At 71.2% G+C, this 26,738-nt stretch carries 26 protein-coding genes; 8 read left to right on the forward strand and 18 right to left on the reverse strand.

Annotated features, from left to right (window positions below; all coding sequences use genetic code 11):
- Positions 1 to 42: 42 nt before the first annotated feature.
- The 17 genes from ACFO9I_RS05905 to ACFO9I_RS05985 all read right to left on the reverse strand — a co-directional run bounded on the left by ACFO9I_RS05905 (position 43) and on the right by ACFO9I_RS05985 (position 17,799).
- Positions 43 to 1,482: an aldehyde dehydrogenase gene (locus ACFO9I_RS05905; RefSeq protein WP_379178759.1), complete on the reverse strand. Its 1,440-nt coding sequence runs from the start codon at positions 1,480 to 1,482 to the stop codon at positions 43 to 45.
- A complete protein-coding gene (gene fabG, locus ACFO9I_RS05910) occupies positions 1,479 to 2,210 on the reverse strand; it encodes a 3-oxoacyl-ACP reductase FabG (protein ID WP_379178761.1) in 732 nt (243 codons plus the stop codon). The genes ACFO9I_RS05905 and fabG overlap by 4 nt, the downstream gene beginning before the upstream one ends.
- Positions 2,207 to 3,412: an acyl-CoA dehydrogenase family protein gene (locus tag ACFO9I_RS05915; RefSeq protein ID WP_379178762.1), complete on the reverse strand. Its 1,206-nt coding sequence runs from the start codon at positions 3,410 to 3,412 to the stop codon at positions 2,207 to 2,209. Before ACFO9I_RS05915 ends, fabG begins: the two co-directional genes overlap by 4 nt.
- Positions 3,409 to 4,554, reverse strand: coding sequence for a branched-chain amino acid ABC transporter permease (locus tag ACFO9I_RS05920; RefSeq protein ID WP_379178764.1), 1,146 nt, complete (start codon positions 4,552 to 4,554; stop codon positions 3,409 to 3,411). The genes ACFO9I_RS05915 and ACFO9I_RS05920 overlap by 4 nt, the downstream gene beginning before the upstream one ends.
- The gene (locus ACFO9I_RS05925; protein ID WP_379178766.1) at positions 4,551 to 5,519 is read right to left on the reverse strand and encodes a branched-chain amino acid ABC transporter permease; all 969 of its coding nucleotides are present in this window, start codon (positions 5,517 to 5,519) and stop codon (positions 4,551 to 4,553) included. Before ACFO9I_RS05925 ends, ACFO9I_RS05920 begins: the two co-directional genes overlap by 4 nt.
- A 10-nt stretch (positions 5,520 to 5,529) precedes the next feature.
- Positions 5,530 to 6,246, reverse strand: coding sequence for an ABC transporter ATP-binding protein (locus ACFO9I_RS05930; protein WP_379178768.1), 717 nt, complete (start codon positions 6,244 to 6,246; stop codon positions 5,530 to 5,532).
- The gene (locus ACFO9I_RS05935) at positions 6,243 to 7,007 is read right to left on the reverse strand and encodes an ABC transporter ATP-binding protein (protein ID WP_379178770.1); all 765 of its coding nucleotides are present in this window, start codon (positions 7,005 to 7,007) and stop codon (positions 6,243 to 6,245) included. Before ACFO9I_RS05935 ends, ACFO9I_RS05930 begins: the two co-directional genes overlap by 4 nt.
- Positions 7,008 to 7,070: 63 nt before the next feature.
- Entirely contained in the window at positions 7,071 to 8,381 is a 1,311-nt protein-coding gene (locus tag ACFO9I_RS05940; protein ID WP_379178772.1) for an ABC transporter substrate-binding protein, read from the reverse strand.
- Between the two features lie 301 nt (positions 8,382 to 8,682).
- Complete coding sequence (locus ACFO9I_RS05945; RefSeq protein ID WP_379178774.1) at positions 8,683 to 9,840, reverse strand: CaiB/BaiF CoA transferase family protein; 1,158 nt, start codon at positions 9,838 to 9,840, stop codon at positions 8,683 to 8,685.
- Positions 9,827 to 10,618, reverse strand: a complete 792-nt coding sequence (locus ACFO9I_RS05950) for an enoyl-CoA hydratase/isomerase family protein (protein ID WP_379178776.1) — start codon at positions 10,616 to 10,618, stop codon at positions 9,827 to 9,829. The genes ACFO9I_RS05945 and ACFO9I_RS05950 overlap by 14 nt, the downstream gene beginning before the upstream one ends.
- Entirely contained in the window at positions 10,615 to 11,808 is a 1,194-nt protein-coding gene (locus ACFO9I_RS05955; protein WP_379178777.1) for an NAD(P)/FAD-dependent oxidoreductase, read from the reverse strand. The genes ACFO9I_RS05950 and ACFO9I_RS05955 overlap by 4 nt, the downstream gene beginning before the upstream one ends.
- 2 nt (positions 11,809 to 11,810) lie before the next feature.
- On the reverse strand, positions 11,811 to 12,968 hold the full coding sequence (locus ACFO9I_RS05960) for an acyl-CoA dehydrogenase family protein (protein ID WP_379178779.1): 1,158 nt from the start codon (positions 12,966 to 12,968) through the stop codon (positions 11,811 to 11,813).
- A complete protein-coding gene (locus tag ACFO9I_RS05965) occupies positions 12,965 to 14,509 on the reverse strand; it encodes a long-chain-fatty-acid--CoA ligase (protein WP_379178781.1) in 1,545 nt (514 codons plus the stop codon). Before ACFO9I_RS05965 ends, ACFO9I_RS05960 begins: the two co-directional genes overlap by 4 nt.
- On the reverse strand, positions 14,506 to 15,399 hold the full coding sequence (locus ACFO9I_RS05970; RefSeq protein WP_379178783.1) for an SDR family NAD(P)-dependent oxidoreductase: 894 nt from the start codon (positions 15,397 to 15,399) through the stop codon (positions 14,506 to 14,508). Before ACFO9I_RS05970 ends, ACFO9I_RS05965 begins: the two co-directional genes overlap by 4 nt.
- Before the next feature lie 9 nt (positions 15,400 to 15,408).
- The gene (locus ACFO9I_RS05975) at positions 15,409 to 16,347 is read right to left on the reverse strand and encodes an acyl-CoA thioesterase (RefSeq protein WP_379178785.1); all 939 of its coding nucleotides are present in this window, start codon (positions 16,345 to 16,347) and stop codon (positions 15,409 to 15,411) included.
- Positions 16,344 to 16,547 carry a ferredoxin gene (locus ACFO9I_RS05980; RefSeq protein WP_379178787.1) on the reverse strand — a complete coding sequence of 68 codons (204 nt, stop codon included), beginning with the start codon at positions 16,545 to 16,547 and terminating at the stop codon, positions 16,344 to 16,346. Before ACFO9I_RS05980 ends, ACFO9I_RS05975 begins: the two co-directional genes overlap by 4 nt.
- A 16-nt stretch (positions 16,548 to 16,563) precedes the next feature.
- A complete protein-coding gene (locus ACFO9I_RS05985; protein WP_379178789.1) occupies positions 16,564 to 17,799 on the reverse strand; it encodes a cytochrome P450 in 1,236 nt (411 codons plus the stop codon).
- Positions 17,800 to 18,069: 270 nt separating this feature from the next.
- Between ACFO9I_RS05985 and ACFO9I_RS05990 the strand changes: the two genes are divergently transcribed.
- The 8 genes from ACFO9I_RS05990 to ACFO9I_RS06025 are packed head-to-tail and all read left to right on the forward strand — an operon-like array spanning position 18,070 to position 25,536.
- On the forward strand, positions 18,070 to 19,257 hold the full coding sequence (locus ACFO9I_RS05990; protein ID WP_379178791.1) for a lipid-transfer protein: 1,188 nt from the start codon (positions 18,070 to 18,072) through the stop codon (positions 19,255 to 19,257).
- Positions 19,258 to 19,259: 2 nt separating this feature from the next.
- Positions 19,260 to 19,715, forward strand: a complete 456-nt coding sequence (locus ACFO9I_RS05995; protein WP_379178793.1) for a MaoC family dehydratase N-terminal domain-containing protein — start codon at positions 19,260 to 19,262, stop codon at positions 19,713 to 19,715.
- The gene (locus tag ACFO9I_RS06000) at positions 19,712 to 20,134 is read left to right on the forward strand and encodes a MaoC/PaaZ C-terminal domain-containing protein (protein WP_379178795.1); all 423 of its coding nucleotides are present in this window, start codon (positions 19,712 to 19,714) and stop codon (positions 20,132 to 20,134) included. The genes ACFO9I_RS05995 and ACFO9I_RS06000 overlap by 4 nt, the downstream gene beginning before the upstream one ends.
- Positions 20,131 to 20,934, forward strand: a complete 804-nt coding sequence (locus ACFO9I_RS06005; RefSeq protein WP_379178797.1) for an SDR family NAD(P)-dependent oxidoreductase — start codon at positions 20,131 to 20,133, stop codon at positions 20,932 to 20,934. Before ACFO9I_RS06000 ends, ACFO9I_RS06005 begins: the two co-directional genes overlap by 4 nt.
- On the forward strand, positions 20,934 to 22,100 hold the full coding sequence (locus tag ACFO9I_RS06010) for a thiolase family protein (protein ID WP_379178799.1): 1,167 nt from the start codon (positions 20,934 to 20,936) through the stop codon (positions 22,098 to 22,100). Before ACFO9I_RS06005 ends, ACFO9I_RS06010 begins: the two co-directional genes overlap by 1 nt.
- 46 nt (positions 22,101 to 22,146) lie before the next feature.
- Positions 22,147 to 22,917, forward strand: coding sequence for an SDR family NAD(P)-dependent oxidoreductase (locus ACFO9I_RS06015; protein ID WP_379178801.1), 771 nt, complete (start codon positions 22,147 to 22,149; stop codon positions 22,915 to 22,917).
- Between the two features lie 25 nt (positions 22,918 to 22,942).
- Positions 22,943 to 23,746 carry an enoyl-CoA hydratase/isomerase family protein gene (locus tag ACFO9I_RS06020; protein ID WP_379178802.1) on the forward strand — a complete coding sequence of 268 codons (804 nt, stop codon included), beginning with the start codon at positions 22,943 to 22,945 and terminating at the stop codon, positions 23,744 to 23,746.
- The gene (locus tag ACFO9I_RS06025) at positions 23,743 to 25,536 is read left to right on the forward strand and encodes an AMP-dependent synthetase/ligase (RefSeq protein ID WP_379178804.1); all 1,794 of its coding nucleotides are present in this window, start codon (positions 23,743 to 23,745) and stop codon (positions 25,534 to 25,536) included. The genes ACFO9I_RS06020 and ACFO9I_RS06025 overlap by 4 nt, the downstream gene beginning before the upstream one ends.
- Here the strand turns inward: ACFO9I_RS06025 and ACFO9I_RS06030 are convergent.
- Positions 25,527 to 26,705: a TetR/AcrR family transcriptional regulator gene (locus tag ACFO9I_RS06030; RefSeq protein ID WP_379178805.1), complete on the reverse strand. Its 1,179-nt coding sequence runs from the start codon at positions 26,703 to 26,705 to the stop codon at positions 25,527 to 25,529. The two genes, ACFO9I_RS06025 and ACFO9I_RS06030, sit on opposite strands and share 10 nt — an antisense overlap.
- Between the last annotated feature and the right edge of the window lie 33 nt (positions 26,706 to 26,738).

Raw genomic sequence — 26,738 nt, forward strand, 5'->3', positions numbered from 1 at the left:
GTCTTCGTGCTCCTGGTTCCTTCAGCAGTGAGGGCGATCGGATCAGCCGGCGAGGACGATGGACTTCGCCTCGAGGTAGGCGGAGAGGCCGTCGGCTCCCATCTCCCGGCCGATCCCCGACGACTTGAAGCCGCCGAACGGCGCCGTCGGCTCGGTTGCGAATCCGTTGACGGTGATCGTCCCCGTGCGGATCCGCCGCGCGACGTCGAGTGCCCGCTCCCGGTCCGCCCCGAAGACGGCGCCGGAGAGCCCGAAGTCGGAGTCGTTGGCGATCCGGACGGCGTCGTCCTCGTCGGCGTACGGGATCAGGCACACGACGGGCCCGAAAATCTCCTCCTGCGCGATCCGCATGGAGTTGTCGACATCGCCGAAGAGGGTCGGGGCGAGGTAGCAGCCGCCCTCCAGCCCGGCCGGCACTCCCCCGCCGGTCAGCAGCGTGGCGCCCTCCTCCTGGCCGATCCGGACGTAGTCGAGGTTGCGCTCCTGCTGCCGGCGCGACACCAGGGGACCGACCTGCGTCGACGGGTCCATCGGGTCGCCGACCGGCAGTTCGGCGGCCGCGGCGCTGAGTCGTTCGGCGACCTCGGCGTACCGGCTGCGCGGTGCGAGCACACGGGTGAGCGCGATGCAGGCCTGACCGTTGTTGAGAGCCCACGAGGCCCCGGCGATGGCCGGGATCGCGGTGTCGAGGTCGGCGTCCTCGAGGAGGACCGCCGCGGACTTCCCGCCCAGCTCGAGGGTGATCCGACTCAGGTTTCCTGCCGCCACCTCCATCACGCGCTTGCCGGCGGCGACCGACCCGGTGAAGGACACCTTGTCGACGCCGGGGTGGCCGACGAGGTACTCGCTCACCTCGCGGTCGGCGGGCAGGACGCTCAGGACGCCCGCAGGCAGGCCGGCCTCGACAGCGACCTCGGCCAGCAGGTTGGCGTCCAGGGGTGTCTCGGGGGACGGCTTCAGGACGACGGTGCAGCCGGCGGCAAGTGCTGGGGCCAGCTTCAGGGCGGCGGCGAACTCCGGCACGTTCCACGGGACGACGGCGGCCACGACCCCGACCGGCTCGCGCCGGACGACGACGGGACCGCGCATGCCCTCGCGACGTTCCTCGAACGGGTAGCCGCGCGCGATGCCGGCTGTGACGGCGTAGATCGCCGCCGACACCCCTGCCTGGGCGCGGGTGCTGAAGGCGATCGGTGAACCGTTCTGGCGGGTGATGAGCGCGGCCAGCTCGGGGGTTCGCCCCGTCAGCAGCGCCCCGATCCGTTCGACGACGGCCAGCCGCTCCTCGAGGGCGAGCCGTGGCCAGGGCCCGGACTCGAACGCCGCGCGGGCGGCGGCGACCGCCGCGTCCACGTCGGTGGTCGTCGCGTGCGGCACGCGGCCGACGGGCGTGCCGTCGTGCGGGTTGACGACCTCGATCACGCCGTCCCCCGTGGACTCGACCCACCGGCCGCCGATGAACAGCTTGTCGTAGGTGCTCACATGAACCTCCCACCGGTGACCTCGGCGACGGTCCCTGTCATGTACGACGAGAGGTCGGAGGCGTAGAACAGCGCGACGTTGGCGACCTCGTCCGGCTCGCCCGGGCGTTGCATCGGGATCTCGGACAGCTTCTGCTCCCAGATCCGCTCGGGCATGACCTCGGTCATCGCGGTGCGGATCAGGCCGGGTTGGATGACGTTGACGCGGATGCCCCGGTGCGCGACCTCCTTCGCCGCCGCCTTGGAGAGGCCGACGACGCCGGCCTTGGCGGCGGAGTAGTTGGTCTGCCCGACGAAGCCGACCTTCCCGGAGATCGACGAGACGTTGACGATCGAGCCGCGGCCGGCCTCCCGCATGACCGCGACAGCAGCACGCGTGCCGATCCAGCAACCGCGGAGGTGGACGTCGACGACCTGGTCGAAGTCCTCCTCGGTCATGGTGCGCAGGGTGGCGTCTCGGGTGATCCCGGCGTTGTTCACCATGACGTCCACGCTGTCGTACGCCGAGGACGCCGCCTCGAGCAACGCGGAGGTCTCCTCGGCCGACGTGACGTCGCAGCGCACGCCGATCGCCTCAGTCCCGAGGGATGCTGCTGCGTCCTTGGCCCGCGCCTCGTCGAGGTCGCCGATCACGACCCGCGCTCCGTGCGCCGCGAAGGTCCGCGCGATCGCGAGCCCGATGCCCTGGGCCGCGCCGGTGATCACGGCCGTGCGTCCGGAGAGCATCATGCGCCACGCACCCGGGCGCCGCGGACGAGTGCGCCGCCGATGATGAGGCGCTGGATCTCGCTGGTGCCCTCGTACAGCCGCAGCAGCCGCACGTCGCGGTAGATCCGCTCGACCGGCACCTCGCGCATGTAGCCGGTGCCGCCGTGGACCTGGACCGCGAGGTCGGCTGCCTTGCCGGCCATCTCGGTGCAGTAGAGCTTGGCGACCGACGGTGCCACGCGGGTGTCGACGCCGGTGGCGTACAGGCGCGCGGCGTCACGGACCAGCGCCCGCCCGGCGTGCACGCCGGTCTGCAGGTCGGCCAGCATCGCCTGCACCAGCTGGAAGTCCCCGATCGGGGTGCCGCCCTGCGTCGCGGAGGCGGCGTAGGTGACCGACTCGTCGAGGGCACGCTGCGCACACCCGACCGCCATCGCAGCGACGACGACGCGGCCTCGGGCCAGCGAGGTCATGGCCGCCCGGTAGCCGGCCTCCACGTCACCGCCCACGAGGGCCTCGGGCCCGACCCGGGCGCCGGTGAAGGTGACCTCGGCGGTGCGTGAGCCCTCCTGCCCCATCTTGACGTCCTTCGCGCCGACCTCGACTCCGGGCGTGTCCGCCGGCACCAGGAAGACCGCGATCCCGGGGTCCTTGCCGACGGCCGGTCGCACGCGGGCGAAGACCACGAGGAGATGGGCGTCGGGGGCGTTGGTGATGAAGCACTTCGATCCGTCGATGACCCAGTCGTCGCCGTCGCGGACGGCGGTCGTGCGCATCCCGGCGGGGTTCGACCCGGCACCCGGCTCGGTCAACGCGAAGGCGGCGACCACCGCCCCCGACGCGATGTCCGGCAGCCAGCGTGCGCGCTGCTCGTCGGTGCCGTAGCCGACCAGCACCTGGCCCGCGATCCCGTTGTTCGTGCCGAACATCGAGCGCAGCGACAGACAGGTGTAGCCCAGCTGCATGGTGAGCTCCACGTCCTGGACGAGGTCGAGGCCGAGCCCTCCCCATTCCTGCGCGATGGCGTAGCCGAACAGGCCCATCTCCGCGACCTGGGCACGCAGGTCGGCCGGGATGGCGTCGGTCGTCATGATCTCGGTCTCCCGAGGGACGACACGCGTCCGCACGAAGTCGGTCACCTGCGCGAGGACGTCGGCGAACACGTCGTCGGGCACGGCGGGATTGCCGGCGTACGTCGACGGGTCGCTGGCGAGGGTGGTCATGATCGCTCCATCTCGATGGCGGAAGACACGGCGGAAGAGCTGTCGGAACGGGTAGCGGAAGGCGCCGCGGCGGGGACCGCGACGAGCGCGGCCGCGGGAGGCGCCGGGACACGTGGCACGACCACCGCCAAGCGGGATCGGATCCGTCGCAGGAACGCGACGATGCCGCCGGGCATCGCGAAGACGACGACGATCAGCACCGCGCCGTAGACCGCTGTCGAGAGCGCCGACGCGTCACTGTCGGACACCAGGGGCAGGGCGCCGGCCCAGTGCTTGCTCAGCTCGGGCAGCCAGACGACCGCCACCCCGCCGATGACCGCGCCCGAGATGGTGCCGGCGCCGCCGATCACCATTCCGGTGATCAGCGTGACGGCGACGAGGAAGCCGCCGCTGTCGGGCGTGACGATCGGCACCGCGAGCATCATCAGCGAACCGGCCAGCGAGGCGTAGGCCGCGCTGACGGCGAACGTCGACGTCTTCCAGGTCGCGGGGTGGACCCCGGAGACGGCGGCGCCGATCTGGTTGTCCCGCAGCGCCACAACCGCACGGCCGACCCGGCTGCGCATGGCGTTCGAGGCGAGCATGAAGAGCACGCCCGCGATGGCCGACAGGGTCAGGAACACCCAGGCGGCGCTCGTCACCGTGAACGGGAGCCAGGTGGGCGGGAGCCACTGGATGTACGCGAGCTTGCCGTTGGCCCCGCCGGTGAGGGTGTTCAGCTGGTCCATCTTGGCGATGGCCGGGAACGCCAGCGCCAGCGCCAGCGTGACGAGCGCCAGGTAGAGACCGCTGATCCGCAGCGCCGGTAGGCCGAGGAGGAACCCGATCGCGGCACCGGCCAGGGCCGAGATCGGGAGCGTCCCGACGAACGACACCCCGTAGTCGGCGTACAGGATGGCGGTCAGGTAGGCGCCGAAGCCGAAGAACGCACTGTGCCCGAGGGCCATTTGGCCGCCGTACCCGATGATCAGGTTCATGCCGAGCAGCGCCACCGACCAGGCCGCGACGGCGCTGAACTGGGCCATCCGGTAGTCCGGCTGGGTGAGCGCGATGCCGAGCACGACGGCGGCGATCCCGCCGTAGAGGATCACCTGCCAGACCCGGTGCTCGGTCGAGCCGTGCTGGATGGTCCTGGTCCTCATACCCTCACCACTTTCGCCTTGCCGAAGATGCCTTGTGGCCGCACGAGGAGGACGGCGACGATGACGACCAGGGCCATCACGAGGCTGAGCTCGGATCCGATGAAGCTGAAGAACGCCGGGACGAGCGCCTCGACCAGACCGACGACCGCGCCACCGACCACGGCGCCCGGGATGCTGTCGAACCCGCCCAGGGCTGCCGCAGCGAGGCCGTACAGGATGACGGCTGCCATCAGGTTGAAGTCGAGGGAGCCGGTCTTCTGGGAGAACAGGACGGCGGCGAGCGTGCCGATCCCGGCCGCCAGCGCCCAGCCCAGCATCAGCATCCGGTCCTTGGGGATCCCGACGAGGAGTGCCGACTCCGGGTTGGCGGCGACCGCCCGGTAGCCGAGCCCGAGCCGGGTGCGCTGCAGGAGCAGCCAGAGCAGCCCGACCACGACGGCGAGCGTGACCCAGATCCCGATCGTCGAGTAGCGGATCGCGAACTGCGGCGGCCCGTCCAGGATGACGAAGCGGTCGCCCGGGTCCGACGGGAACGGCGTCACGGGGGTGACCGGGTCGGCGCCCCAGATGACGGTGTCGACCGCATTGATGACCAGGAACAGGCCGAGCGTCACGAGCACCACCCCCATGCCGCCCCTCCGCTCCACCGGTTGGACGAGGGTCCGCTGCAGGACCGCGCCGACGACCATCGACAAGACGATGGCGGCCGGGATGGAGATCCAGTACGGGACGCCGCGCTCCACCGAGATCGAGAACACCAACAGGCAACCGATGGTGCCCATCTCACCCTGGGCGAAGTTCAGGTGGCCGGTGGTCCGGTAGACGATCACGACGCTGAGCGCCATCAGGGCGTAGACCGCCCCGTTGGCCAGGCCGGTCGTGATCAGCTGCAGGACGTACGACCAGTCGAAGAAGGCAGCGTTGACCCCCGGAACGGTCCAGGGAATCGCCATGAGCAGGTTCATGTGTCTCTCCTCAGAACCCGAGGTAGGCGCGACGGACCCCGTCGTCGTGCTGGAGCTCGGACGCAGGACCGGTGAGGACGATCTCCCCCGACTCGATGACGTAGGCACGCGAGGCGATCGAGAGCGCCAGGGTGGCGTTCTGCTCCACGACGAGGATCGTCGTCCCGTCGTTGCGGTTGAGGTCCGCGAAGATCTCGAACAGGCGCTGGATCACCAGCGGCGCCAGCCCGAGCGACGGCTCGTCCAGGAGCAGGAGCTGGGGGCGACTCAGGCAGGCACGAGCCACCGCGAGCATCTGCTGCTCGCCCCCGGACAGGGTGCCCGCCGACTGGTGGCGGCGGTCCGCGAGCCTCGGGAACGTGTCGTACCAGCGCTCGATGTCGTGGCGGACCTCGCGTCGGTCGCGGCGCAGGTAGGCGCCGGCGTCGAGGTTCTCCGCGACGCTGAGCTCGGGGAACGTGCCCCGCCCCTGAGGCACGTGGGCGATGCCTCGACGCACGACCTCCTCGGTGCGGCATCCGACGAGGGACCGCCCGTCGAAGCGGACCCGGCCGCCGGTGCTCAGCCCGGGCAGCTGGCACAGCGCGCGCAACGTGGTCGTCTTGCCGGCGCCGTTGGCTCCCAGGAGCACGACCACCTCACCGCGCTCGACCGTCAGGTCGATGCCGTGCAGCACCCGCACCGCGCCGTACGACGCCTCGAGCCCCTCGACCTCCAGCAGCGTCATGCGACACCGCTCCCGAGGTAGGCCTCGACCACGGCCGGGTCCTCGCGGACGACGGTTGGGGCGCCGTCGGCGATCTTCTTGCCGAAGTCGAGCACGACGACGTTGTCCGAGAGTCCCATCACCATCTGCATGTGGTGCTCGACCAGCAGGATCGTCAGGTCGAAGTCGGAGCGGATGGCGCGCAGGGTGTCCGCGAGCTCGGCGACCTCGGCGTGGGTCAGGCCGGACGCCGGTTCGTCGAGCAGCAGCAGCCGCGGTCGCGCGGCCAGCGCACGGGCGATCTCGACGCGCTTGAGCGTGCCGAACGGAAGTCCTGCACAGGGTCGGAACGCGATGTCGTCGAGGCCCAGGTAGGTCAGCAGCTCCCATGCCTCCGCCTGCAGCTGGTCGTCGTCGCGGCGCGTGCGCAGCCGCAACGCCGCTGTCAACCAGTTCTGTCGCGAGGCGGCATGGGCGCCGACCATGACGTTCTCGGCGACCGTCATCGTGGGGAACAGCGCGAGGTTCTGGAACGTGCGGGCGATCCCCCTCGCGGCCGTCCCCCACGCCGGGACCGAGAGCAGGTCCTCACCGTCGAACGTGATCGAGCCGCTGGTGGGCAGGTAGACCCTGCTGACGCAGTTGAAGAGCGTCGTCTTGCCGGCACCGTTCGGGCCGATCAGTCCGCAGATCTGGCCCGCCTCGACCGCGAACGAGAGGTCGCTGAGAGCCACGATGCCGCCGAAGCGGACCGTCACGTCGTCGACAGTGAGTAGTGCCATGTCCAAGTCCCTTGTCCGTCGAACGGGTTGCCCGGGGGCGGCCGTACCGCCCCCGGGGCCACGTCAGCCGCTGTACGCGCCGGTCTTGCCCTCGCGGTCGATCGGGTCGCCGACCGGGACGAGCTCCTGCTTGGCGGCGTCCCACGACACCATCTGGCCGGTCTCCTGGGCATAGGCGTCCTTGGTCCCGTCGGTGCGCGCCGCTCCGCCGACGGACGCGAACCACCGCGTGTCGAGGTTCCACGCCGCGTCCATGAGGTTCGCCCGGGTCAGCCCGCCGTCGAGCTTCGCGGCGGCCTTGGCCGCCTCCACGAAGATCATCGCGTAGCGGTAGCCGCTGAGCGCGTCGTCGGTCGCCTTCGCTCCCTCGCCGTACTTCGCGATGTCGTCCTTGAACTTCTGGATGTCGGGATCGCTGTCGTCGGTGATCTGCTTGTTCTCCGCCACCGCCAGGGCGCCCTGCGCAGCAGGGCCGAGCACCGGGAAGATCGCCGCCGCCGCGCAGGTGTACGCCGCGATGGTCGTCCCCTTGAAGCCACCGGCGGCCATGGCGCCCATGGCCTTGGCGCACGACGCGCCGACCGACATCAGGATGACGACGTCCGGCTTGGCGGCCAGCAGGTTCGTGACCTGGTTCTCGACGGTCGCGGCGTCGGGAGCGACCTTCTCGCTCGCCACGACGGTGAGCCCGTCCTCCTTCGCGGCGGCCTCGAATCCGTCCGAGTACGCCTTGCCGCCGTCGGTGTCGATCGCGAGGTAGGCGACCTTGGCGCCGGGCTTGGCCTCCATCAGGTAGTCAGCCCACGCCTGCGCCTCGGTGTTGTAGGCCATGGCGCCCGAGATCGTCCACGGGTGGTTCGCGGGGTCGCCGTACTGGGGCGCGCCGGTGCCGACGAACAGCTGCGGCGTGCAGGTCTGCTCGTACAGCGGCTGGACCGCGGCAACGTTGGGCGTGCCGGCCTGCGCCACCGTGGCGAAGACCTTGTCCTGCTGGATCATCTTCGTGACCACCGGCAGGGTCTTCGACGGGTCGTAGCCGTCGTCCTCGGCGTCCAGCTCGACCTGGTGGCCGTCGATGCCCCCGTCGGCGTTCACGCTGGCGAACGCCGTCTTCATGCCGGCGACGATCGGCTCGCCCAGCGCGGCGTACGGCCCCGACAGCGGCCACACGGTCCCGATCTTGATCGGGTCGCCGTCTCCGAGGGCGGTCGTGGCGTCCGGCGGGCAGCTCTTGGTGCTGACCTCGAAGGCGCCGCTCGCGCTCGTCCCTCCGGTGCCTCCTGCCGCCGAGTCCGAGGCGTTGGAGCAACCGGCTGCTGTCACGGCAAGCGCTGCGGCGATGCCGAGAGCCTGGAGCCGCCTGTAGCTGTTCATTCGTGGCATTCCCTTCGTGGAGCCCTGGGTCGCCGGACTCGGTCCGGCCGCACGGCCGACCAGTCGGGGCGTTCCCCAGGGTGAGGCAAAGTGACTATCCGTTTGGAGTCGATGTGGTCTAGTGGGATCGTTCTGCTCCGAGATCGGCTACCGCTCAGATCGGGGTATCGTCACTAAGACAGGCTTCGCCGTACTACCTGCTGTGCACTCTCAGGGTCTGAGACAACACATTATGTGAATGATCGTTAGAGTAGATAAACCCTGCAGGCGGTGTCAAGGACTTGGCGCCTGCTCCTCTGGTTCACGCAACGACGCCGCGGGCGCGGAGCGCCTCGATCGCGGCCGACTCGAGTCCGGCCTCCCTGAGAACGCCGTCCGTGTCTGCGCCCACGGTCGGGGCGGGCCGCGGCGGCGCCGGCGGCGTCGCGGAGAACCGCGGCGCGGGCGCCGGTGCGATCGAGCCGCCGGCACCGGTGAGGAACGTCCCGCGTGCGACGTTGTGGGGATGAGCCGGGGCCTCGGTCAGCGAGAGCACCGGGCTCACACAGGCGCCACGACCGGAGAGGACCTGCTCCCACTCGTCGCGCCGGCGGCGCGCGAAGATCTCGCCGAGAGCCTGGCGCATCCGGCCCCAGGCCGAGCGGTCGGCGCGGTCGCCGAAGTCCGGATGGCCGGTCAACCCGAGCGCGTCGAGCAGCACCCGGTAGGAGCGCTCGTCGCCGATGCCGAGGGCCACGTGGCGGCCGTCGGCACAGCGGTAGGCGCCGTAGCAGGGCGATGCCCCGTCGATGGAGTTGCTCGCGCGCTCGTCGCGCCACCGGCCCTGGTTGAGGAAGCCGTGGACCATCGCCAGCAGCGTCGCCGAGCCGTCCGTCATCGCGGCGTCGACCACCTGGCCCTGCCCGCTGGTCCGCGCGTTGAGCACCCCGCCGAGCACGCCCAGGGCCAGCAGCATGCCGCCCCCGCCCATGTCGGCCACCAGGTTCAACGGGACGGCGGGCTGCTCGGCGGTGCCGATCGCGTGCAGCACGCCGGTGAGCGCGAGGAAGTTGATGTCGTGTCCCGGCTCGTCCGCCAGCGGGCCGGACTGCCCCCATCCCGTCATCCGCCCGTAGGTCAGGCGCGGGTTGCGGGCGAGGAGCTGGTCGGGCCCGATCCCGAGGCGCTCGGCGACACCCGGCCGGAAGCCCTCGATCGCGACGTCGACCTGCTCGGCGAGCCGCAGCACGACCTCGACCCCGGCGGGATGCTTGAGGTCGAGAGTGATCGACCGGCGGTTGCGGAAGAGCACGGGATGGCTGCTCGCCCGTCCGGCCTCGTCCGGTCGGTCGACACGCGTCACGGTGGCGCCCAGGTCACCGAGCAGCATGCCCGCGAAGGGGCCGGGGCCGATGCCGCCGAGCTCCAGGACCCGGAGTCCGGCAAGCGGACCGCTCGCCGACGTCTCAGGACCGGGCATACCGCGGGGCCCGCTTCTCCACGAACGCCAGGCGCGCCTCCTCCACGTCGGGCGAGGCGGCGCACAGGGCGTACTGCTCCGCCTCGAGCGGGAGGTAGTCGCCCAGGGACAGGCTCATGGCCGCCTGGAGGTTGCGCCGGGCTGCCGCGACGCCGTACGTCGAGTACGACGCGAGCTCCGTGGCGACCTCGCGCACTCGCGCGGAGAGCCGGGCGTCGGGGACGACCTCGGTCACCAGTCCCCGCTCGCGCAGCTCGTGACCCCTGATCTTCGGGGAGAGCAGCATCAGCTCCTTGGCGCGCATGGGTCCGAGCAGCTTCGTCAGGTGCCAGGGCGCGGCGAGGTCGCCACCGAAGGCGACCTTGACGAACGCGGTGCTCATCACCGCGTTGTCGGAGGCGAATCGCAGGTCGCAGTTCAGCGCGAGCGACAGGCCGGCCCCCGCGCAGCCGCCTCTCACCTCGGCGATGGTCGGCGTGTTCATCTCGTAGAGGAACGTCACCAGCCTCGCGAAGTGCAGCAGCTTCGTGCGGCCCTGCAGGTGGTCCCCCGGCGGGTACGGCGGCGGGTCGGTGTCGGCGTTGTCCCGGCCGACGCAGAAGTCCTTGCCGGTGCTGGCGACGATCACCGCGCGCACGGCGGGGTCGTTCTCGGCCCGCTCCAGACCGGCGAGCAGGCCGTCGGCCATCTCGATGGTGAACGAGTTGCGGCGGTCGGGCCGGTTCATCGCGACGGTCGCGACGCCGTCCTCCTGGCGGTACACGACGGTGTCGGTCATGACGTGGTCCTCACGAGTGCGTGGTGGATGCGGTACTGCTGGACGAGCTGCTGGCGCAGGGTCCTGGCCTGACGCGGCATGTTCCAGGCCGCGACGGCCGTCAGCCGGCCGGCGTCGTCGTGCTGGACCGCTGCGAACGGCCCCTCGTCCGGGTCGCCGTCGACGACGGTGAAGTCCGTGCCGGCCGGCCGGCCGTAGACCTGGATCCGCACGTCGAACTGGTCGCTCCAGAAGTAGGGGACGGGGGCGAAGGGCACCCGCTGGCCGAGCAGGGTGCGGGCGGCCGCCATGCCCTGCTCGGTGGCGTTCATCCGGTGCTCCAGCCGGACCCGGCCGAGCACCGGGTGCGGCCACGACGCGACGTCGCCGGCGGCGACCACGCCTGACGCTGCCTGGCAGAACTCGTCGCAGACCACGCCGTCACCGACGGTCAGGCCGCTGTCGCGCAGCCAGTCGACGACGGGCTCGGCGCCGATCGCCACCAGCACCACGTCCGCGACGAGCTCCTCTCCGTCGTCGAGCACGACCGCGGCGACGCGGCCGTCGTGCCCGCGGAGTGCGGACACGCCGGTCTCGCAGCGCACCTCGACCCCGTGCTCACGATGGAGCCGGGCCACGCGCGCTCCGACGCAGGCGCCGAGCTGACGCACCATGGGTGCGGGGAGCGGGTCGACCACGCAGACCTCGCAGCCGAGCTCGCGGGCGACGGCCGCCGCCTCGGTCCCGAGGAAGCCGGCGCCGACGACGACCACACGCCGGCCCGGGAGCAACGCCGCGCGCAGCGCGTCGGCGTCCTCGACCGTGCGCAGGACGTGGACGCCGTCCAGGTCGGCTCCGAAGGGCAGCCGCCGCGGCCGCACCCCGGTCGCGACGACCAGGCCGTCGAACTCCAGCGCGCTGCCGTCGGCCAGGTGGACGCGACGGTCGGAGAGATCGAGCCGCTCGGCTCGCAGCCCGAGCCGCCACTCGGCGTCGAGACCCGCCAGCGCGTCGGCGGGCCGCAGGGCGAGGCGCTCACGGTCCCAGTCGCCGCGCAGCCACTGCTTGGACAGCGGCGGGCGGTCGTAAGGCGGGTGCGGCTCGGCGTCCACGAGGGTCAGCCGTCCGGCGTACCCCTCACGTCGCAGGGTCTCGGCCGCGGTGAGCCCGGCGGCCGACGCACCGACGACCACCACGTTCGACAGGCTCATGCCTACAACCCCATGTCCTTAGCGATGATCGTCTTCATGACCTCGCTGGACCCGCCGTAGATGCGGTTGACGCGGATGTCGGCGTACAGGCGCGCGATGGGGTACTCGCGCATGTAGCCGTAGCCGCCGTGCAGCTGGAGGCACTTGTCCACGACCTGACCGGCCATCTCGGTCGCCTGGAGCTTGATCCGCGCAGCGTCGGCGGGGGTCAGCTCACCCTCGTGCTCGAGCTCGATGCCCCGGTCGACGAGCGCCTGGGTCGCCAGCACCTGGGTGTCGCACTCGGCGAGCACGAACTTGGTGTTCTGGAAGGCGGCCACCGGCTTGCCGAAGACGTGCCGTTCGAGGACGTAGTCCTTGGCCAGCTGGACCGCGGCCGCGGCGCGGGCGACCGCGTCGACGCCGACGACGAGGCGCTCGCGGGGCAGGTTCTGGCCGAGGTAGGAGAAGGCCCGGCCCTCCTCGCCGAGGAGGTTCTCGGCCGGCACCCGGACGTCGGTGAAGGACAGCTCGTTGGTGTCGCTCGCCTTGAGCCCGATCTTGTCCAGGTTCCGACCGAACTCGAAGCCCTCGCTGTCGGTGGGCACGACCAGCAGGCTCAGGCCGGCGCGGCGGTCGTCGGGTGTGGCGGGCGCGGTCCGGGTCACCACGACGCAGAGCTCGGAGGTGCGGGCGCCGGAGATGAACGTCTTGGCGCCGTTCAGCACGTAGTGGCTGCCGTCCTCCGACAGCTTCGCCGACGTGCGGATCCCCGCCAGGTCCGAACCGGTTCCGGGCTCGGTCATGGCGATGCAGAGGACGATGTCCCCGGCGGCGATGCCGGGGAGCCAGCGCGCCTTCTGCTCGTCGGTGGCGAGCGTCAGCAGGTAGGGCAGCACCATTCCGGTGCTGAGCCCGTAGTGGCCGAGCATGATGCCGGCGCGGGCACTCTCCTCGCTGATGATGGCCGAGTACTTGTAGCTGATGTCGCCGGGACCGCCGTACTCCTCGGGGATGCCGAAGCCGGTGACGCCGAGCTCGCCGAGCTTGGTGAACAGCTCCCGCGGCGGCTGGCCCGCCTGCTCCCAGTCCGGGTAGTGCGGGACGACCTCCTTGGCGATGAAGTCCCGGATGACCAGGCGGAAGGACTCGTGGTCCTCGTCGTAGACGGTGCGCTTCATGAGGTCTGCTCCTGCGAGGTGTCGTGGGTGGCACGCAGCTCGCGCTTGAGGATCTTCCCGGTGCCCGACACGGGCATCGCGGTGACGAACTCGACGCTGCGCGGGGCCTTGTAGCCGGCGATCAGGGTCTTGGCGTGGGCGCGGATCTCCTCCGCGGTGGCGGTGAACCCGTCCCGGAGGACGATCACGGCATGGACGCGCTCGCCCCACTCGGCGTCGGGGAGGCCGATGACGGCGCTCGACTCGACGGCGGGGTGCGAGGCCAGGGCGTTCTCGACCTCCGCGGAGTACACGTTCTCGCCGCCGGTGATGATCATGTCCTTGATCCGGTCGACGATGTAGAGGTAGCCGTCCTCGTCGAGGTAGCCGCCGTCACCGGTGTGCATCCACCCGCCGCGCAGCGCGTCCGCGGTCGCCTGCTCCTTGTTCCAGTAGCCGGCCATGACGTGGTCACCACGGGTCACGACCTCGCCGACCTGGCCCGGGGGCAGCCGGTTGCCCTCGGGGTCGACCACCGCGAGGTCGACCATCGGCGTCGGCCGCCCCGCGGAGCGCAGCCGCGGGCCGCCCACGCGGTGCTCCTCGCCGCTGAGCGAGGTGAGCACGCCGGTCTCGGTCATGCCGTAGACGTGGACGAGGTTGGTCGTCGGGAAGTGCTTCATCGACGCCTCGAGCTGGCTCTGGGGCGTGCCGGCGGCGCCGTACCCGATGAACTCGAGGCTGCTGACGTCGTAGGAGTCGAAGTCGGGGTGCTCGTAGAGGCGCTGGATCATCGCCGGCACCAGCGCGCAGCTGGTGACGCGGTGCTCCTGGATCGTGCGGAGCACCTGCTCGGGCACGAACGCGGAGACGAACACGAGGCTCCCACCCAGGATCGTCTGGGCGTACCAGCTCAGGAGGGCGCCGATGTGGAAGAGCGGCGCGGTGAGCATGGTGGTGCCGCCGCGCTTCACCGACGACCCGGCGATCTGGTAGCTCAGGAGCGACGTGCTGAACGACCGGTGCGTCACCATCACACCCTTGGGTGTCCCGGTGGTGCCGCCCGTGTAGAGCAGCATCGCGAGGTCGTCGCCGTCGCGGCGGGCGTCCGGGACCGCGGAGCCGCCGCCCAGGAAGTCCTCGTAGGCCACCATGCCCGCGGGGGTCTCCCCCGACCCGCAGTGGACCAGGACGCGAAGGCCCGGGACCCGGTGCCGCAGCTCGCTTGCGAACGCGACGAAGCTGTCGTCGAGGAAGACGACCTGGCTCCCCGAGTCGTTGAGCGCGTAGGCGATCTCGGTGGCCGACCACCGGGTGTTGACCGGGTTGGCGACCGCGCCGGCCCACCAGCTGGCGAAGATCACCTCGTGGTGCCGGTCGCAGTTGGCCGCGACGATCGCGACGCGGTCGCCGTCGGCGATCCCCGCGTCGCGCAACGCACCGGCCAGTCGGGCCACCCGGTCGACGACCTCGCTGGTCGTGCGCACCCGGTCGCCGTCGATGGTCATCACCTGGTCGGGCCAGAGGTTCACAGCCCGGTGCAGCGCGTGGGTGAGATTCACGAGGTCCTCCTCAGCAGCTCGGGCGTCCTCACGTCGATCGACCGGGGGAAGCCGTCGGAGCCGAGGACGGCGGCCAGCTCGCTGACCGTCCATCCCTGGTCCGTCTCAGCAACATGCCCCACCGAGTGCCCGGCGTACAACCCGACGTGACCGCCGGTGACCGAGAAGACCTGGCCGGTGAACGGACAGTCGGCGCTCGAGAGGTAGGCGACCAGCGGGGACACGTTGCGCGGGTGGAAACGGTCGAAGGCCTGCTCGTCCTCCGGTGGGGCGACGGCGGCCGCGAGCGCGGGCGCCGACGTCACCATGGCGGTGCGCGCGGCCGGCGAGATCGCGTTGGCGCGAACGCCGTACCGTCCGAGCTCGTGCGCGGCCACCGTCGCCTGCACGGCGACGCCGGCCTTGGCTGCGGCGTAGTTCCACTGACCGACGTTGCCGTGCAGGCCGGCGGCCGAGGTGGTGTTCACGATGGAGCGGTCGACGACCTCGCCCGCCTTGGCCCGGTCGCGCCAGTAGCGGGCGGCGGCCCGGGTGAGGGAGAAGGTGCCCTTGAGATGGACGTCGAGCACGAGGTCGAACTCGTCCTCGGTCATGTTCCACACCATGGCGTCGCGCACGACCCCGGCGTTGTTGACGATCGCGTGCAGATCGCCGAAGTGCTCGAGAGCCGTGCCGACCAAGAGCTCGCCGGTGGCCATGTCGGCGACGCTGGCGGCCACGGCGACCGCCTCTCCGCCGGTGGCCCGGATCTCCTCGGCGACGGTCTCGGCGCCGGCAAGGTCGTTGAGGACGACCGCGGCGCCCTCAGCCGCGAAGAGCAGGGCGTGCTCACGCCCCAGTCCCGTGCCGGCGCCGGTGATGACCGCGACGCGGCCCTCCAGGTGTCCCATGGGTGCTGCTCACCTTCCGTTCGGCGGCCCGGGGACCGCATCGTTCGAGGGGCGGGTCCGCACGTTGCGGAGCACCGATTCCTGGGCCGCCGAGGCGACCAGGACGCCGTCGCGGGTCCAGAACTCGCCGTGGTTGAGGCCGCGGCCGTCCCCGGCCGAAGGGCTGCGCTGCGCGAACAACAGCCACTCGTCGGCGCGGAACGGCCGGTGGAACCAGACCGCGTGGTCGATCGAGGCCAGTGCCAGCCGGGAGGGGTCCCGGCGCAGCGGGTAGAGCACGTCGTGCTCGAGGGTGGCGGTCTGGGCGAGGCTGATGTCGGAGAGATAGGTCAGCGCGCTCGCGTGCAGCAGGGAGCCCTCGTCGAGCGCGTGCGAGCTGCGGAGCCAGACGTGCTGGAGGATCTCGCCCTCCCGTCCGGGGACGGCGTCCTCGGCGGGGACGACGCGGAGCTCCGTCACGTGCGCGTACGGCGAGATCTCGTAGGAGACCGGATGGATCTCCGACCACACCTGCCAGGCGTCGACCAGGTCCTCCGGCGGTGTCACGTCGGGCATCGCCGGCTGCCTCTCCGGGCCCGCGTCCACGCCCTCCGGCGCCTTGAACGAGGCGGCCAGGGTGAAGATCGGCTCGCCGGCCTGCGAGGCGACCACTCGGCGGGCGTCGTAGCTGCGCCCGTCCCGCAGCCGCTCGACGGCGTACTCGACCGGGCGGCGGGTGTCACCACTGCGCAGGAAGTAGCCGTGCAGGGAGTGGACGGCGTGTCCGGGATCGACGGTGTGGCCTGCGGCCATGAGCGCCTGCGCCGCGACCAGGCCGCCCATCGCCCGCAGCGGTGCTCCCCCGTGGCACCAACCGCTGAAGCGGTCCGCGTCGACGCGGACCACGTCCAGCCAGTCGGTCAGCTCGGAGGTGGCTCCGGGGACCACCGGCTCGGCCGATGAGCTCACTGAGCGGTCTCCTCGAGGGTGATCGCGAGCGCCGGGCACAGGAGGGCGGCCTCGCGGACCTGGTGGTCCAGGTCAGTGGGCGGCTGGTCGTCCAGCAGCACGACGATGCCGTCGTCGTCCCGCTGGTCGAACACCTCCGGCGCAGCGAGCACGCACTGCCCGCCTCCGACGCACTTGTCCTCGTCGATGTGGATCTTCATGGGGTCACTCCTTCCGTCACCAGGTCACGAGCAGCTCGTGCGCGCCGTAGATCGACATGTCCGTCTTGAACGGCACGTCGGCGAGCGGTTGCGCAAGGGCGAGCGTCGGGACCCGGCGGAACAGGGTCGAGAAGACGACCTGCAGCTCGACACGGGCGAGCTGCTGGCCGAGGCACTGGTGCACCCCGAACCCGAAGGCGAGGTGGTGGCGGGCCGGTCGCGTGAGGTCGAGGCGGTCGGGGTCGGTGTGCTCCTCGTCGGCGAAGGCCGCCGCGTCACGGTTGCCGGAGCCGAGCGCGAGGATGACGCCCTCGCCGCGACGGATCGTGGTGCCCCCGACCTCGAGGTCCTCCACCGCCACCCGGCGCAGGCCGCTGTGCACGATCGTCAGGTAGCGCAGCAGCTCCTCGACCGCACCGGCGGCCACCGCGGGGTCCTCGGCGTCGCGGATCAGCGCGAGCTGGTCGGGGTTCGTCAGCAGTGCCGCCGTGCCGAGCGCGATCATGTTCGCCGAGGTCTCGTGGCCGGCGGTGAGCAGCAGGAGGCCCATCCGGGACAGCTCCTCGCGAGAGCGCAGGCCGGGCACGAGCTGCTCGGTGGCGAGCCGGCTGAGCAGGTCGTCGCCGGGCGCCTGGGCCTTCTCGTCGAGGAGGCCACCGATGAGGTCGAGCAGCTCCTCCGCCGCGGCGGTGGTGTCCGCCGGCGTCGACGAGGCGGCCACGAAGACCTTGGTCAGGTCCTGGACGCGGGCATGATCGACGTCCGGAGCGCCCAGCAGGTCGCAGATCATCACCGTGGGCACGGGCAGCGCCAGCTTCTCGACGAGGTCGGCCGGCTTGTCGCCGGCGAGCATCTCGTCGATGGCGCGATCCGTGACCTCCTGGATGACCTCGCGGAGCGACTGCATCCGCTTGGCCGTGAACTCCCGCGCGAGCACGCGGCGCGGCTCGTCGTGCTCCTCGACGCCGTCGGCGGTGAAGAAGGTCTTGGCCCGCGACCGGCGGGCGCGGATCGCCGCCGACTGGTGCGGGTAGCCCTCGTTGTCGATGTCGGCGCTGATCGCCGGATGACTGAGGACCGCACGGATGTCCGCGTGGCGGGTGACCAGCCACGGCCGGCTGCCGTCCCAGATCTGGACCCGGCGGATGCCCTCGCCGTCGCGGATCTCGGCCAGCTCCGCCGGGGGGTCGAACGGGCAGCGCGCGGCGTCGCGCGGCATCGGGTAGGAGGGTGCGTCACCGGTGTGCAGCATGAGGGGCTCCCCAGGGATCGTTCTGAGATGGGTCTGTTCAGGACTTCACTCTAACCATAATTCACTTCTTGGGTGCGATGTCAAGGCGTCCAACCGGCTGGGGTGAGCACTTCACGGCTTGAGTGCCGTCGATTCTCGCATGGAGCGGGCAACGAGGATTGCGGGCAGCAGTCGAACTGTGAATTACATGGGAAATCGTTCCCTCCCCTTGACAACCCGGCGCCATCCTGCCTATAAGTGAATCCTCGTTAGACCAAATGAAGGGTAAACATGAGTCGCAGAGTGCTCGTCGCCGGCGTTGGCATGGTCCCGTTCACGAAGCCGAGTGCTGGCCTGACCTACGACAGTCAGGGGGCCGAAGCCGCCCGCTCCGCGCTGACGGACGCCGGCGTGCAGTACGCCGACGTGCAGCAGGTGTACGCCGGTTATGTTTACGGCGACTCGACCGCAGGGCAGCGCGTGGTCTACCAGCTCGGCAAGAGCCGGGTCCCCGTGCTCAACGTGAACAACAACTGCGCCTCCGGATCGTCCGCACTCTGGCTCGCCCGTCAGGCCGTGGCCAGCGGCGCGGTCGACTGCGCGCTCGCGGTCGGCTTCGAGCAGATGCCCCCCGGCGCGCTGAGCGCGAAGTGGACCGACCGTCCCGCACCCCTGAGCGACTTCAAGGCCACGCTCGAGGACATCTACCCGGTCGACGCGGAGCTGCCGATGACGCCGCAGTACTTCGCGGCAGCCGGTGCCGAGTACGTCGAACGCTACGGCGTGGGGCCGGAGATGTTCGCCACCGTCTCGGTGAAGTCGCGCAAGCACGCGGCCAACAACCCGTTCGCCGTCTTCCGTGACGCGGTCTCCGCGGAGCAGGTCCTCTCCTCCCCCACCGTCGCCGGCCTGCTGACGCGGCTCCAGTGCTGCCCGCCCACCTGCGGCGCCGCCGCGGCCGTCGTCTGCTCCGACGACTTCGCCCGGGCGCACGGCCTTCGGCCGCAGGTCGCGATCGCCGCCCAGACCCTGCAGTCCGACGCCGACGACGTCTTCGACAGCCGCAGCGCGATGACGCTGGTCGGCCAGGACGTGACCCGCCGGGCGGCCGCGGAGATCTACGCCGCCGCCGGCGTCGAGCCGGCCGACGTCGACGTCGTCGAGCTCCACGACTGCTTCACGGTCAACGAGGTGCTCTCCTACGAGGCGCTGGGACTCTGCGACGAGGGCGGCGCCGAGAAGTTCATCGCCGACGGCCAGAACACCTACGGCGGCCAGGTCGTCACCAACCCCTCCGGAGGCCTGCTGTCCAAGGGCCACCCGCTCGGCGCCACCGGGCTCGCCCAGACCGCGGAGATCACCTGGCAGCTGCGGGGCGAGGCCGGCGACCGCCAGGTCCCCGGCGCGCGGGTCGGCCTCCAGCACAACCTCGGCCTCGGCACCGCCGGCGTCGTGACCCTGCTCGAGAGGCTCTCCTGACCATGCCCGTCGATCGCAGCATCATCGGCACCCGGACGCCCGCGTTCTCGACGGTCGCCGAGCGCGGCCGGCTGAGGTTCTTCGCCGAGGCGACCGGGCAGACCGACCCCGCCTACACGGACGTGACGGCCGCAGCACGGGCCGGGCACCCGGACCTCCCGGTCCCGCCCACCTTCCTGTTCTGCCTGGAGATGGACAACCCCGACCGCGGCCGGTTCCTGGCCGACCTCGGCATCGACGTCCGCACGATCCTCCACGGCGGCCAGTCGTTCCGCTACCACGCCCCGGCGTACGCCGGCGAGACACTGACCTTCTGGACGGAGGTGGTCGACGTGCAGTCCAAGAAGGGCGGCGCGCTGGAGCTGATCATCCGTGACACGCACGTCGAACGCGACGGCGCCGAGGTCGCGACCCTGACCGGCACGATCGTCGTGCGCGACCCGAGGGCGGCCCGATGACCCTGACCGATCTCGCGCCCGGCGCGGTTCTCACGCTCCAGTGCCCGACCATCACCCGCACCGCCCTCGCGCTCTACGCCGGCGCGTCGGGCGACCACAACCCTGTGCACCTCGACATCGATGCGTGCCGGGCGGTGGGCATCGACGACGTGTTCGCCCACGGCATGCTGTCGATGGCCTACCTCGGCCGGCTGCTCACCGACAACGTCCCGCAGCAGAGCCTGCGGTCCTTCGAGGTGCGCTTCACCGCGATCACGCCGGTGAACGTCACGCCGTGCTGCCGCGCCACCGTGACGCGGGTCGAGGACGGGTGCGCCGACCTCGAGCTCGTCGTCCAGCTCCCCGACGGGACCGTGACCCTGCAGGGCCGCGCCGTCGTCTCCCTCCCTGAAACCGATCCGAGGAAGTTGCACTCATGAGCACGTTGCAGGACAAGGTCGCGATCGTCACCGGCTCCGGACGCGGCATCGGCCGCGAGGTCGCGCTCAAGCTCGCCTCCGAGGGAGCCAGCGTTGTCGTCAACGACATCGACGAGGCGCCCGCGAAGGAGACCGTCGCCGACATCCTGGAGGCCGGCGGTCAGGCGGTCGCCTGCGTCGGGTCGGTCACCGACCACGAGTTCGCCGACCGGTTCATCGGCACCGCGACCGACACCTTCGGCGGCCTCGACATCATCGTCAACAACGCCGGCTACATCATGGACAGCGTCATCCAGCGGATGACCGACGACCAGTGGAACACCGTCCTGGACATGCACCTCACGGCTCCGTTCCGCATCCTGCGGGCGGCCCAGCCCTACATCAAGGCGAACCCCACGGACCACCACCGCAAGGTCGTCAACGTCTCCTCGGTGTCCGGCGTCTACGGCAACGTCGGCCAGGCCAACTACGCCGCGGCCAAGTCCGGTGTGATCGGTCTGACCAAGACGCTCGCCAAGGAGTGGGGGCGCTACAAGGTCAACGTCAACGCCGTCGCCTTCGGCTTCATCCTCACCCGGATGACGGAAGCCGTCGCCGGCGACGACATGTTCATCGAGATCGAGGGCCGCAAGGTCCGCGCCGGCGTCAGCCAGGCGGCGATGGACAGCATCACCCGCACCAACCCGCTCGGCAGGCCCGGCACCCCTGCGGAGGCCGCCGGCGCCGTCTACGCCTTCTGCCTGCAGGAGATGAACTACGTCTCCGGCCAGTGCATCACCGTGGACGCGGGGTCCCGATGATGCGCGACGCGGTGATCGTCGACGCCGTCCGCACGCCCGTGGGCAAGCGCAACGGCTCGCTGTCCCGGATGCACTCGGCCGACCTCTCGGCCCACGTCCTGAACGCCCTCGTCGAGCGCACCGGCCTCGACCCGGCCACGGTGGACGACGTCATCTGGGGCTGCGGCATCCCGATCGGCATGCAGAGCGGCTGCGTCGGCCGGGCCGCGGTCCTGGCCGCCGGATGGCCGGAGTCGGTGCCCGGCGTGACCGTCGACCGGCAGTGCGGGTCGTCCCAGCAGGCCGTGCACCAGGCGGCCGCCGGTGTGATCGCGGGCCAGTACGACGTCGTCGTGGCGGGCGGGGTGGAGATCATGAGCGCCGTCCCCGCGAGCGCCGCTGTCGGGGACGGGTCGCACGGGCTGCCGTTCGGCCCGACGGTCTGGGAGCGCTACGACGGGTTCCGCTTCCACCAGGGAGTCGGAGCGCAGCTGATCGCCGAGAGGTTCGGCATCTCCCGCACCGAGATGGACCAGCACGCGCTCGACTCCCACGCGCGGGCGGCCAACGCCATCGACGAGGGTCGCTTCAAGGACCAGGTCACGCCGGTCACGGTCAGCGACGACGACGGCTCTGCGCGCACCTTCGACACTGACGAGGGCGTCCGCCGCGGTTCCACCATCGACAAGCTCGCGTCGCTGCCGCCGGCGTTCGACGAGAACGGGTCGATCACGGCCGGCAACGCCTCGCAGATCTCCGACGGTTCGGCAGCCCTGCTCGTCACGACCAGCGAGCACGCCGCAGCGCAGGGATGGACCCCGATCGCCCGGGTCCACACGGCGGTCGTCACCGGCGCCGACCCGGTCACCATGCTGACCGGGCCGATCCCGGCGACCGAGAAGGCCTTGAAGCGCAGCGGCCTCGCGCTCGACGACATCGGCGTCTTCGAGATCAACGAGGCCTTCGCCTCCGTCACCCTCGCCTGGCTCCGGGAGACCGGCGCCGACTACGAGGCGATGAACCCCAACGGCGGCGCGATGGCGATCGGGCACCCGATCGGCGGCTCGGGCGCCCGGATCATGACGACCCTCGTCCACCACATGCGCGACCGGGGCATCCGCTACGGGCTGCAGTCGATGTGCGAGGGCGGCGGCATGGCCAACGCCACGATCCTCGAGCTGCTGTGACCTTCCCCCCGGTCCCTCGACCGACCACGACCCCAGGAGGTGTGCGATGACACGCACCGCACTGGTCACGGGCGCCGCCCGCGGCCTCGGCCGGCAGATCGCCGTGAGTCTCGCCAAGGAGGGCTACGCCGTCGCCGTGGTCGACACCGACTTCGACGGCTACCGCGAGTTCGACGAGGCCGACTGCTCGGTCGTCGAGGAGCTCGAGCGGTGCGGCGTACCGACGATCGCGGTCGAGGCCAGCACCACCGACGTGACGGCCATGACCGGGCTCGGGGCGCGGATCGCCGAGGAGTGGTCGGCCCTCGACGCGCTGGTGTGCAACGCGGGCGGCGGCTCGGGAGCGTTCGACGCGAACAATGCCGCCGACATCGACCTCGACGCGCTCGACGACGTGCTGCGACGCAACCTGCACGGCACCATCACGACCGTGCAGGCCGCCCTTCCGGCGCTGCGTCGTGCGACGGCCCCTGCCATCGTCACGATGGGGTCGGTCACCGGGGTCGTCGCCAACCCCCGCGGCACGTACGCCCACTACGCGGTCACCAAGGCCGCCGTCATGCACTACACCCGCTGCCTCGCCAACGACCTGGCGCCCGAGGGCATCCGCGTCAACTGCGTCGCGCCCGGGATCATCGCCACGGGACGGGCCCGGATGCGGCTCAGCGAGCAGCCCGAGCGGGAGCGGGGGGTCCTCCGCAAGATCGGCACCCCCGAGGAGGTCGCCAGCGCCGTCTGCTACCTGGTCTCCCCCGACACGGCCCACATGTCCGGCCAAGTGCTCCAGCTCTGGCGTGCCGACGCCCACCCAGCCTGATACCCCCACGACAGAGAGACTCCGCATGCCCGCGACGTACGACTACCAGCTGCTCGAGACCTCCTTCCAGGACGGCGTCCTGGAGGTCCGTCTCGACCGACCGCAGGACTTCAACGCCATCAACCACGACCTGCACTGGGAGCTGATCAGCCTGTGGCGGCAGATCCGCCGCGACCACGACGTCCGCGCGGTGGTGCTGACGGGCAACGGCAAGGCGTTCTCCGCCGGCGGGAACCTCAAGGGCCCCCGCATGCAGGCCGGCGACGAGCTCGACGCCTTCTTCAAGGACGCACGCTCGATCGTCGTCGACCTGCTCGAGATCCCCCAGCCGGTCATCGCCGCCGTCAACGGGCCGGCGATCGGTCTCGGCGCCACGATCGCGCTGCTGTGTGACGTCGTCTACGCCTCCTCGGGCGCCGTCATTGCCGACCCGCACGTGACGGTCGGCGTGGTGGCCGGCGACGGTGGTGTCATCGCCTGGCCGTGGCTGGTCGGCATGTCGCGTGCCAAGGAGTACCTCCTCACCGGGGACAAGCTGAGCGCCGCCGAGGCGGAGCGGATCGGCCTGGTCAACCACGTCGTGGAGCCCGAGGAGCTGCTCGAGTCGGCCCACGCGCTGGCGCGGCGGCTCGCCGACAGTCCGGTGAAGGCCGTCCAGGGCACCAAGGCGGTGCTCAACATGATCCTGCGCGACACGGCCACCCTCGTGCTCGACACCGCTCTCGCCACCGAGAAGGAGTGCTTCGCGTCCGGTGACCACGCCCGGGCCGTCGAGGCGTTCCTCGCGCGGCGCGAGCAGGAGAAGCAGCGCCAGGCCGAGGGGAAGTGAGCCAGGTGCCCGACATGATGTCGCTGTCCGAGGTCGTCGAGGCGCCCAGCCTCTGCGCCGTGTTCCAGGCCACGGTCGCCGCCTGCCCGAACGAGGTCGCGCTGCGGAGGTGGGAGAGCGGCGACCAGATCACCTGGGGTGAGTACGGCGACCGGGTGCGCCGGATCGCCGCGGGCCTGGCCTCCCTCGGCGTACGTCGCGGCGACACGGTCGCGATCATGCTGACCAACCGCCCCGAGTTCCACCTGGTCGACGCCGCGGTCATGCACCTGGGCGCGACGGCGTTCTCGATCTACAACACCTTCACGCCCGAGCAGGTCGCCTCGCTGTTCGACAGCGCCGGCAACCGGGTCGCCATCTGCGAGCAGCGGTTCGCCGACACCATCCGGCAGGCGGCGGTGCACCACCCGCTCACCCACGTCGTGTGCGTGGACGACAGCGCCACCGACCTCCTCTCGCTCGACGCGCTCGTCGAGTCCGCCGATCCGGCGTTCGACTTCGAGGCGACCTGGCGCGCCGTCGATCGCGAGGACCTGGTCGCGCTGATCTACACCTCGGGGACCACGGGCGATCCCAAGGGGGTCGAGCTGACGCACGCGAACCTGCTGTTCGCCGTCGCCGCCAAGGCCGAGCAGCAGCGGGAGTTCACCCAGGAGGTGGACGAGGAGCGGGTGATCTCCTACCTCCCGGACGCCAACCTCGCGAACCGGTTCGCCGCGCACTACGTGCCCATGGCCACGGCGACGACGGTCACCGACGTCGCGGACGGTCGCTCCGTCCTGCGCGCCTTCGCCGACGTCCACCCCACGACGTTCATGGGCGTGCCGATGATCTGGTACAAGCTCAAGGCCCTGCTCGAGGACGAGCTCGCATCGTCCGCCGGGCAGCACGCCCTCGAGACCGGCTTGCGGAAGGCGCGGCTGGAGCTGGCGGGCGAACCGGTGCCGGCCGACCTGGCCCAGGAGTACGCCGAGGTCGACGCGACAGTCCTGACCGCAGCCCGCACCAAGCTCGGTGTCGACGCCCTGGTGTTCGCCACCTCGGGGGGCGCGCCGATCGCTCCGGAGACGCTGGAGTTCCTCCTCGCTGTCGGCGTGCCGGTGTGCGAGGTGTACGGGCTCACGGAGAGCGCCGCCTCCGGCATCGGCAACCACCCGGACCGGATCCGGATCGGCACCGTCGGTCAGCCCCGGGCCGGGGTGGAGGCGCGACTCGCGGACGACGGCGAGCTGCTGCTGCGCAGCCGCGGCGTGATGCGGGGCTACCGCAACGACCCGGAGAAGACCGCCGCCACCATCGACGCCGACGGGTGGCTGCACACCGGGGACATCGCGACCATCGACGCCGACGGCTACGTCCGGATCGTCGACCGCAAGAAGGACATGATCATCAACTCCTCGGGCAAGAACCTGGCGCCCGCGAACATCGAGAACGCCGTCAAGCTGTCCTCTCCCCTGCTGGGCTCGGTGGTGGCTGTCGGCGACGGCCGCCCGCACGTGGTCGCCCTGCTGGTCCTTGACCGCGAACAGGTCGAGGCGTTCGCCGAGCAGCACCAGATCACGGACCGGCGACCCGAGGCCCTGGCACGCGACCCGCAGGTCCTCGCCGCGGTCGCCGAGGGCGTCGCGCGGGGCAACGAACGGCTCTCCCGCGTCGAGCAGGTGCGGGCACACACGGTGCTCCCGACGTACTGGGACGCGAACGGCGACGAGCTGACCGCCACCACCAAGGTGCGCCGCAAGCTCGTCAACGAGAAGTACGCCGCGGAGATCGAGTCGCTCTACGCCTGATCCAGGCCCACCATGGCCCGGCCGAGGGCGAGGAGGGCCCTCCCGGAGGTCCCCTGGTCGGCCGGGAGGTGCTTGCGCAGCATGTTCATCACCGACTGCGTGGTGCGCACCAGCGCCTCGGCCTCCGCGGCCGACCGATCCGTGCGGACCTGGGTGAGCAGCGCGACCCACTCGTTGACGTAGTCCTGCTGGACGCGCCGGATAGGAGCCCGCTCGTCCTCGGGGACGTTGACCACCTCGGTCGCGAGGGCACCGAGCGCGTCGCCGTGCGCCACGTTGATGCGGACGAACGACGCCAGGGTCAGCTCGAGCGCCTCCCCGGGCTCGTCCGTGCTCCCCAGGGCGGCAGCGAGGTCGAAGTAGAGCGCTTCGAGGCACCGCATGATGACCGTGACCAGGATGGCCGTCTTGCCCGGGAAGTGGTGGTAGAGCGTCGGGCCGGAGATACCCGCGGCGGCGCCGATGTCGTCCATCCCGACGGCCTGGAACCCGCGCGCGGCGAACAGCTCCACCGCCGAGACCAAGGCGGCCTCGCGGCGCGAAGCCGGAAGCAGGTGGCCGCGGCCGGACGCATCGCTCCACGTCACGTCCTCGGGCACGAGGGGTCCCGGCACGGCCGTGACGGCCGTCGCGGCCTCGGCCATCAGCACGCCGGCCCGGTCACGGTCCAGCTTGGGCCACTCGAACGCCCGACCGCTGCTGATCACGCCGTGAGTGGCCCAGGTGATGATGGTCAGGTCGCGCTCGCTCAGCTCAGGACGGGCGTCGGCGATCGCCTGGCGCAGCGGCTGGAGCGCGGCGTCGTACCGTCGGCCGAGGGCGTCGCGCTGGGGAGGCTCCAGGAACATCTGGTTGCGCTCCCACAGCGCGTCCGCCCGGTTCGGACGCAGGTTGATCCGCGCGGCGTCCGCGAGCAGCTCGACCACCCCGCGGCCGGGATCCCGGTACGACGTCTCCAGCTGCTCGATCTCCCGCTCGATCGCGGCCACCAGCAGCTCGTGCTTGCCGCGGAAGTGGCGGTAGAGCGCCGGGCCCGTGATCCCGACGTCCCCGGCGATGTCACCGATGGACGCGTCGTGGTAGCCGCGCCGCTCGAACTGCTTGGCGGCCGCGGTGACGATGAGCTGCTTTCGGTTGCGCGGCCTGCGCTGGACCTCCGTGTCCGGCATGCATCGTCCTCTCGTCCCGTCGGGCGCCTGATG

The organism is Nocardioides sp. GCM10023255 (assembly GCF_042653125.1).
In the GTDB taxonomy this organism is placed as follows: domain Bacteria; phylum Actinomycetota; class Actinomycetes; order Propionibacteriales; family Nocardioidaceae; genus Nocardioides.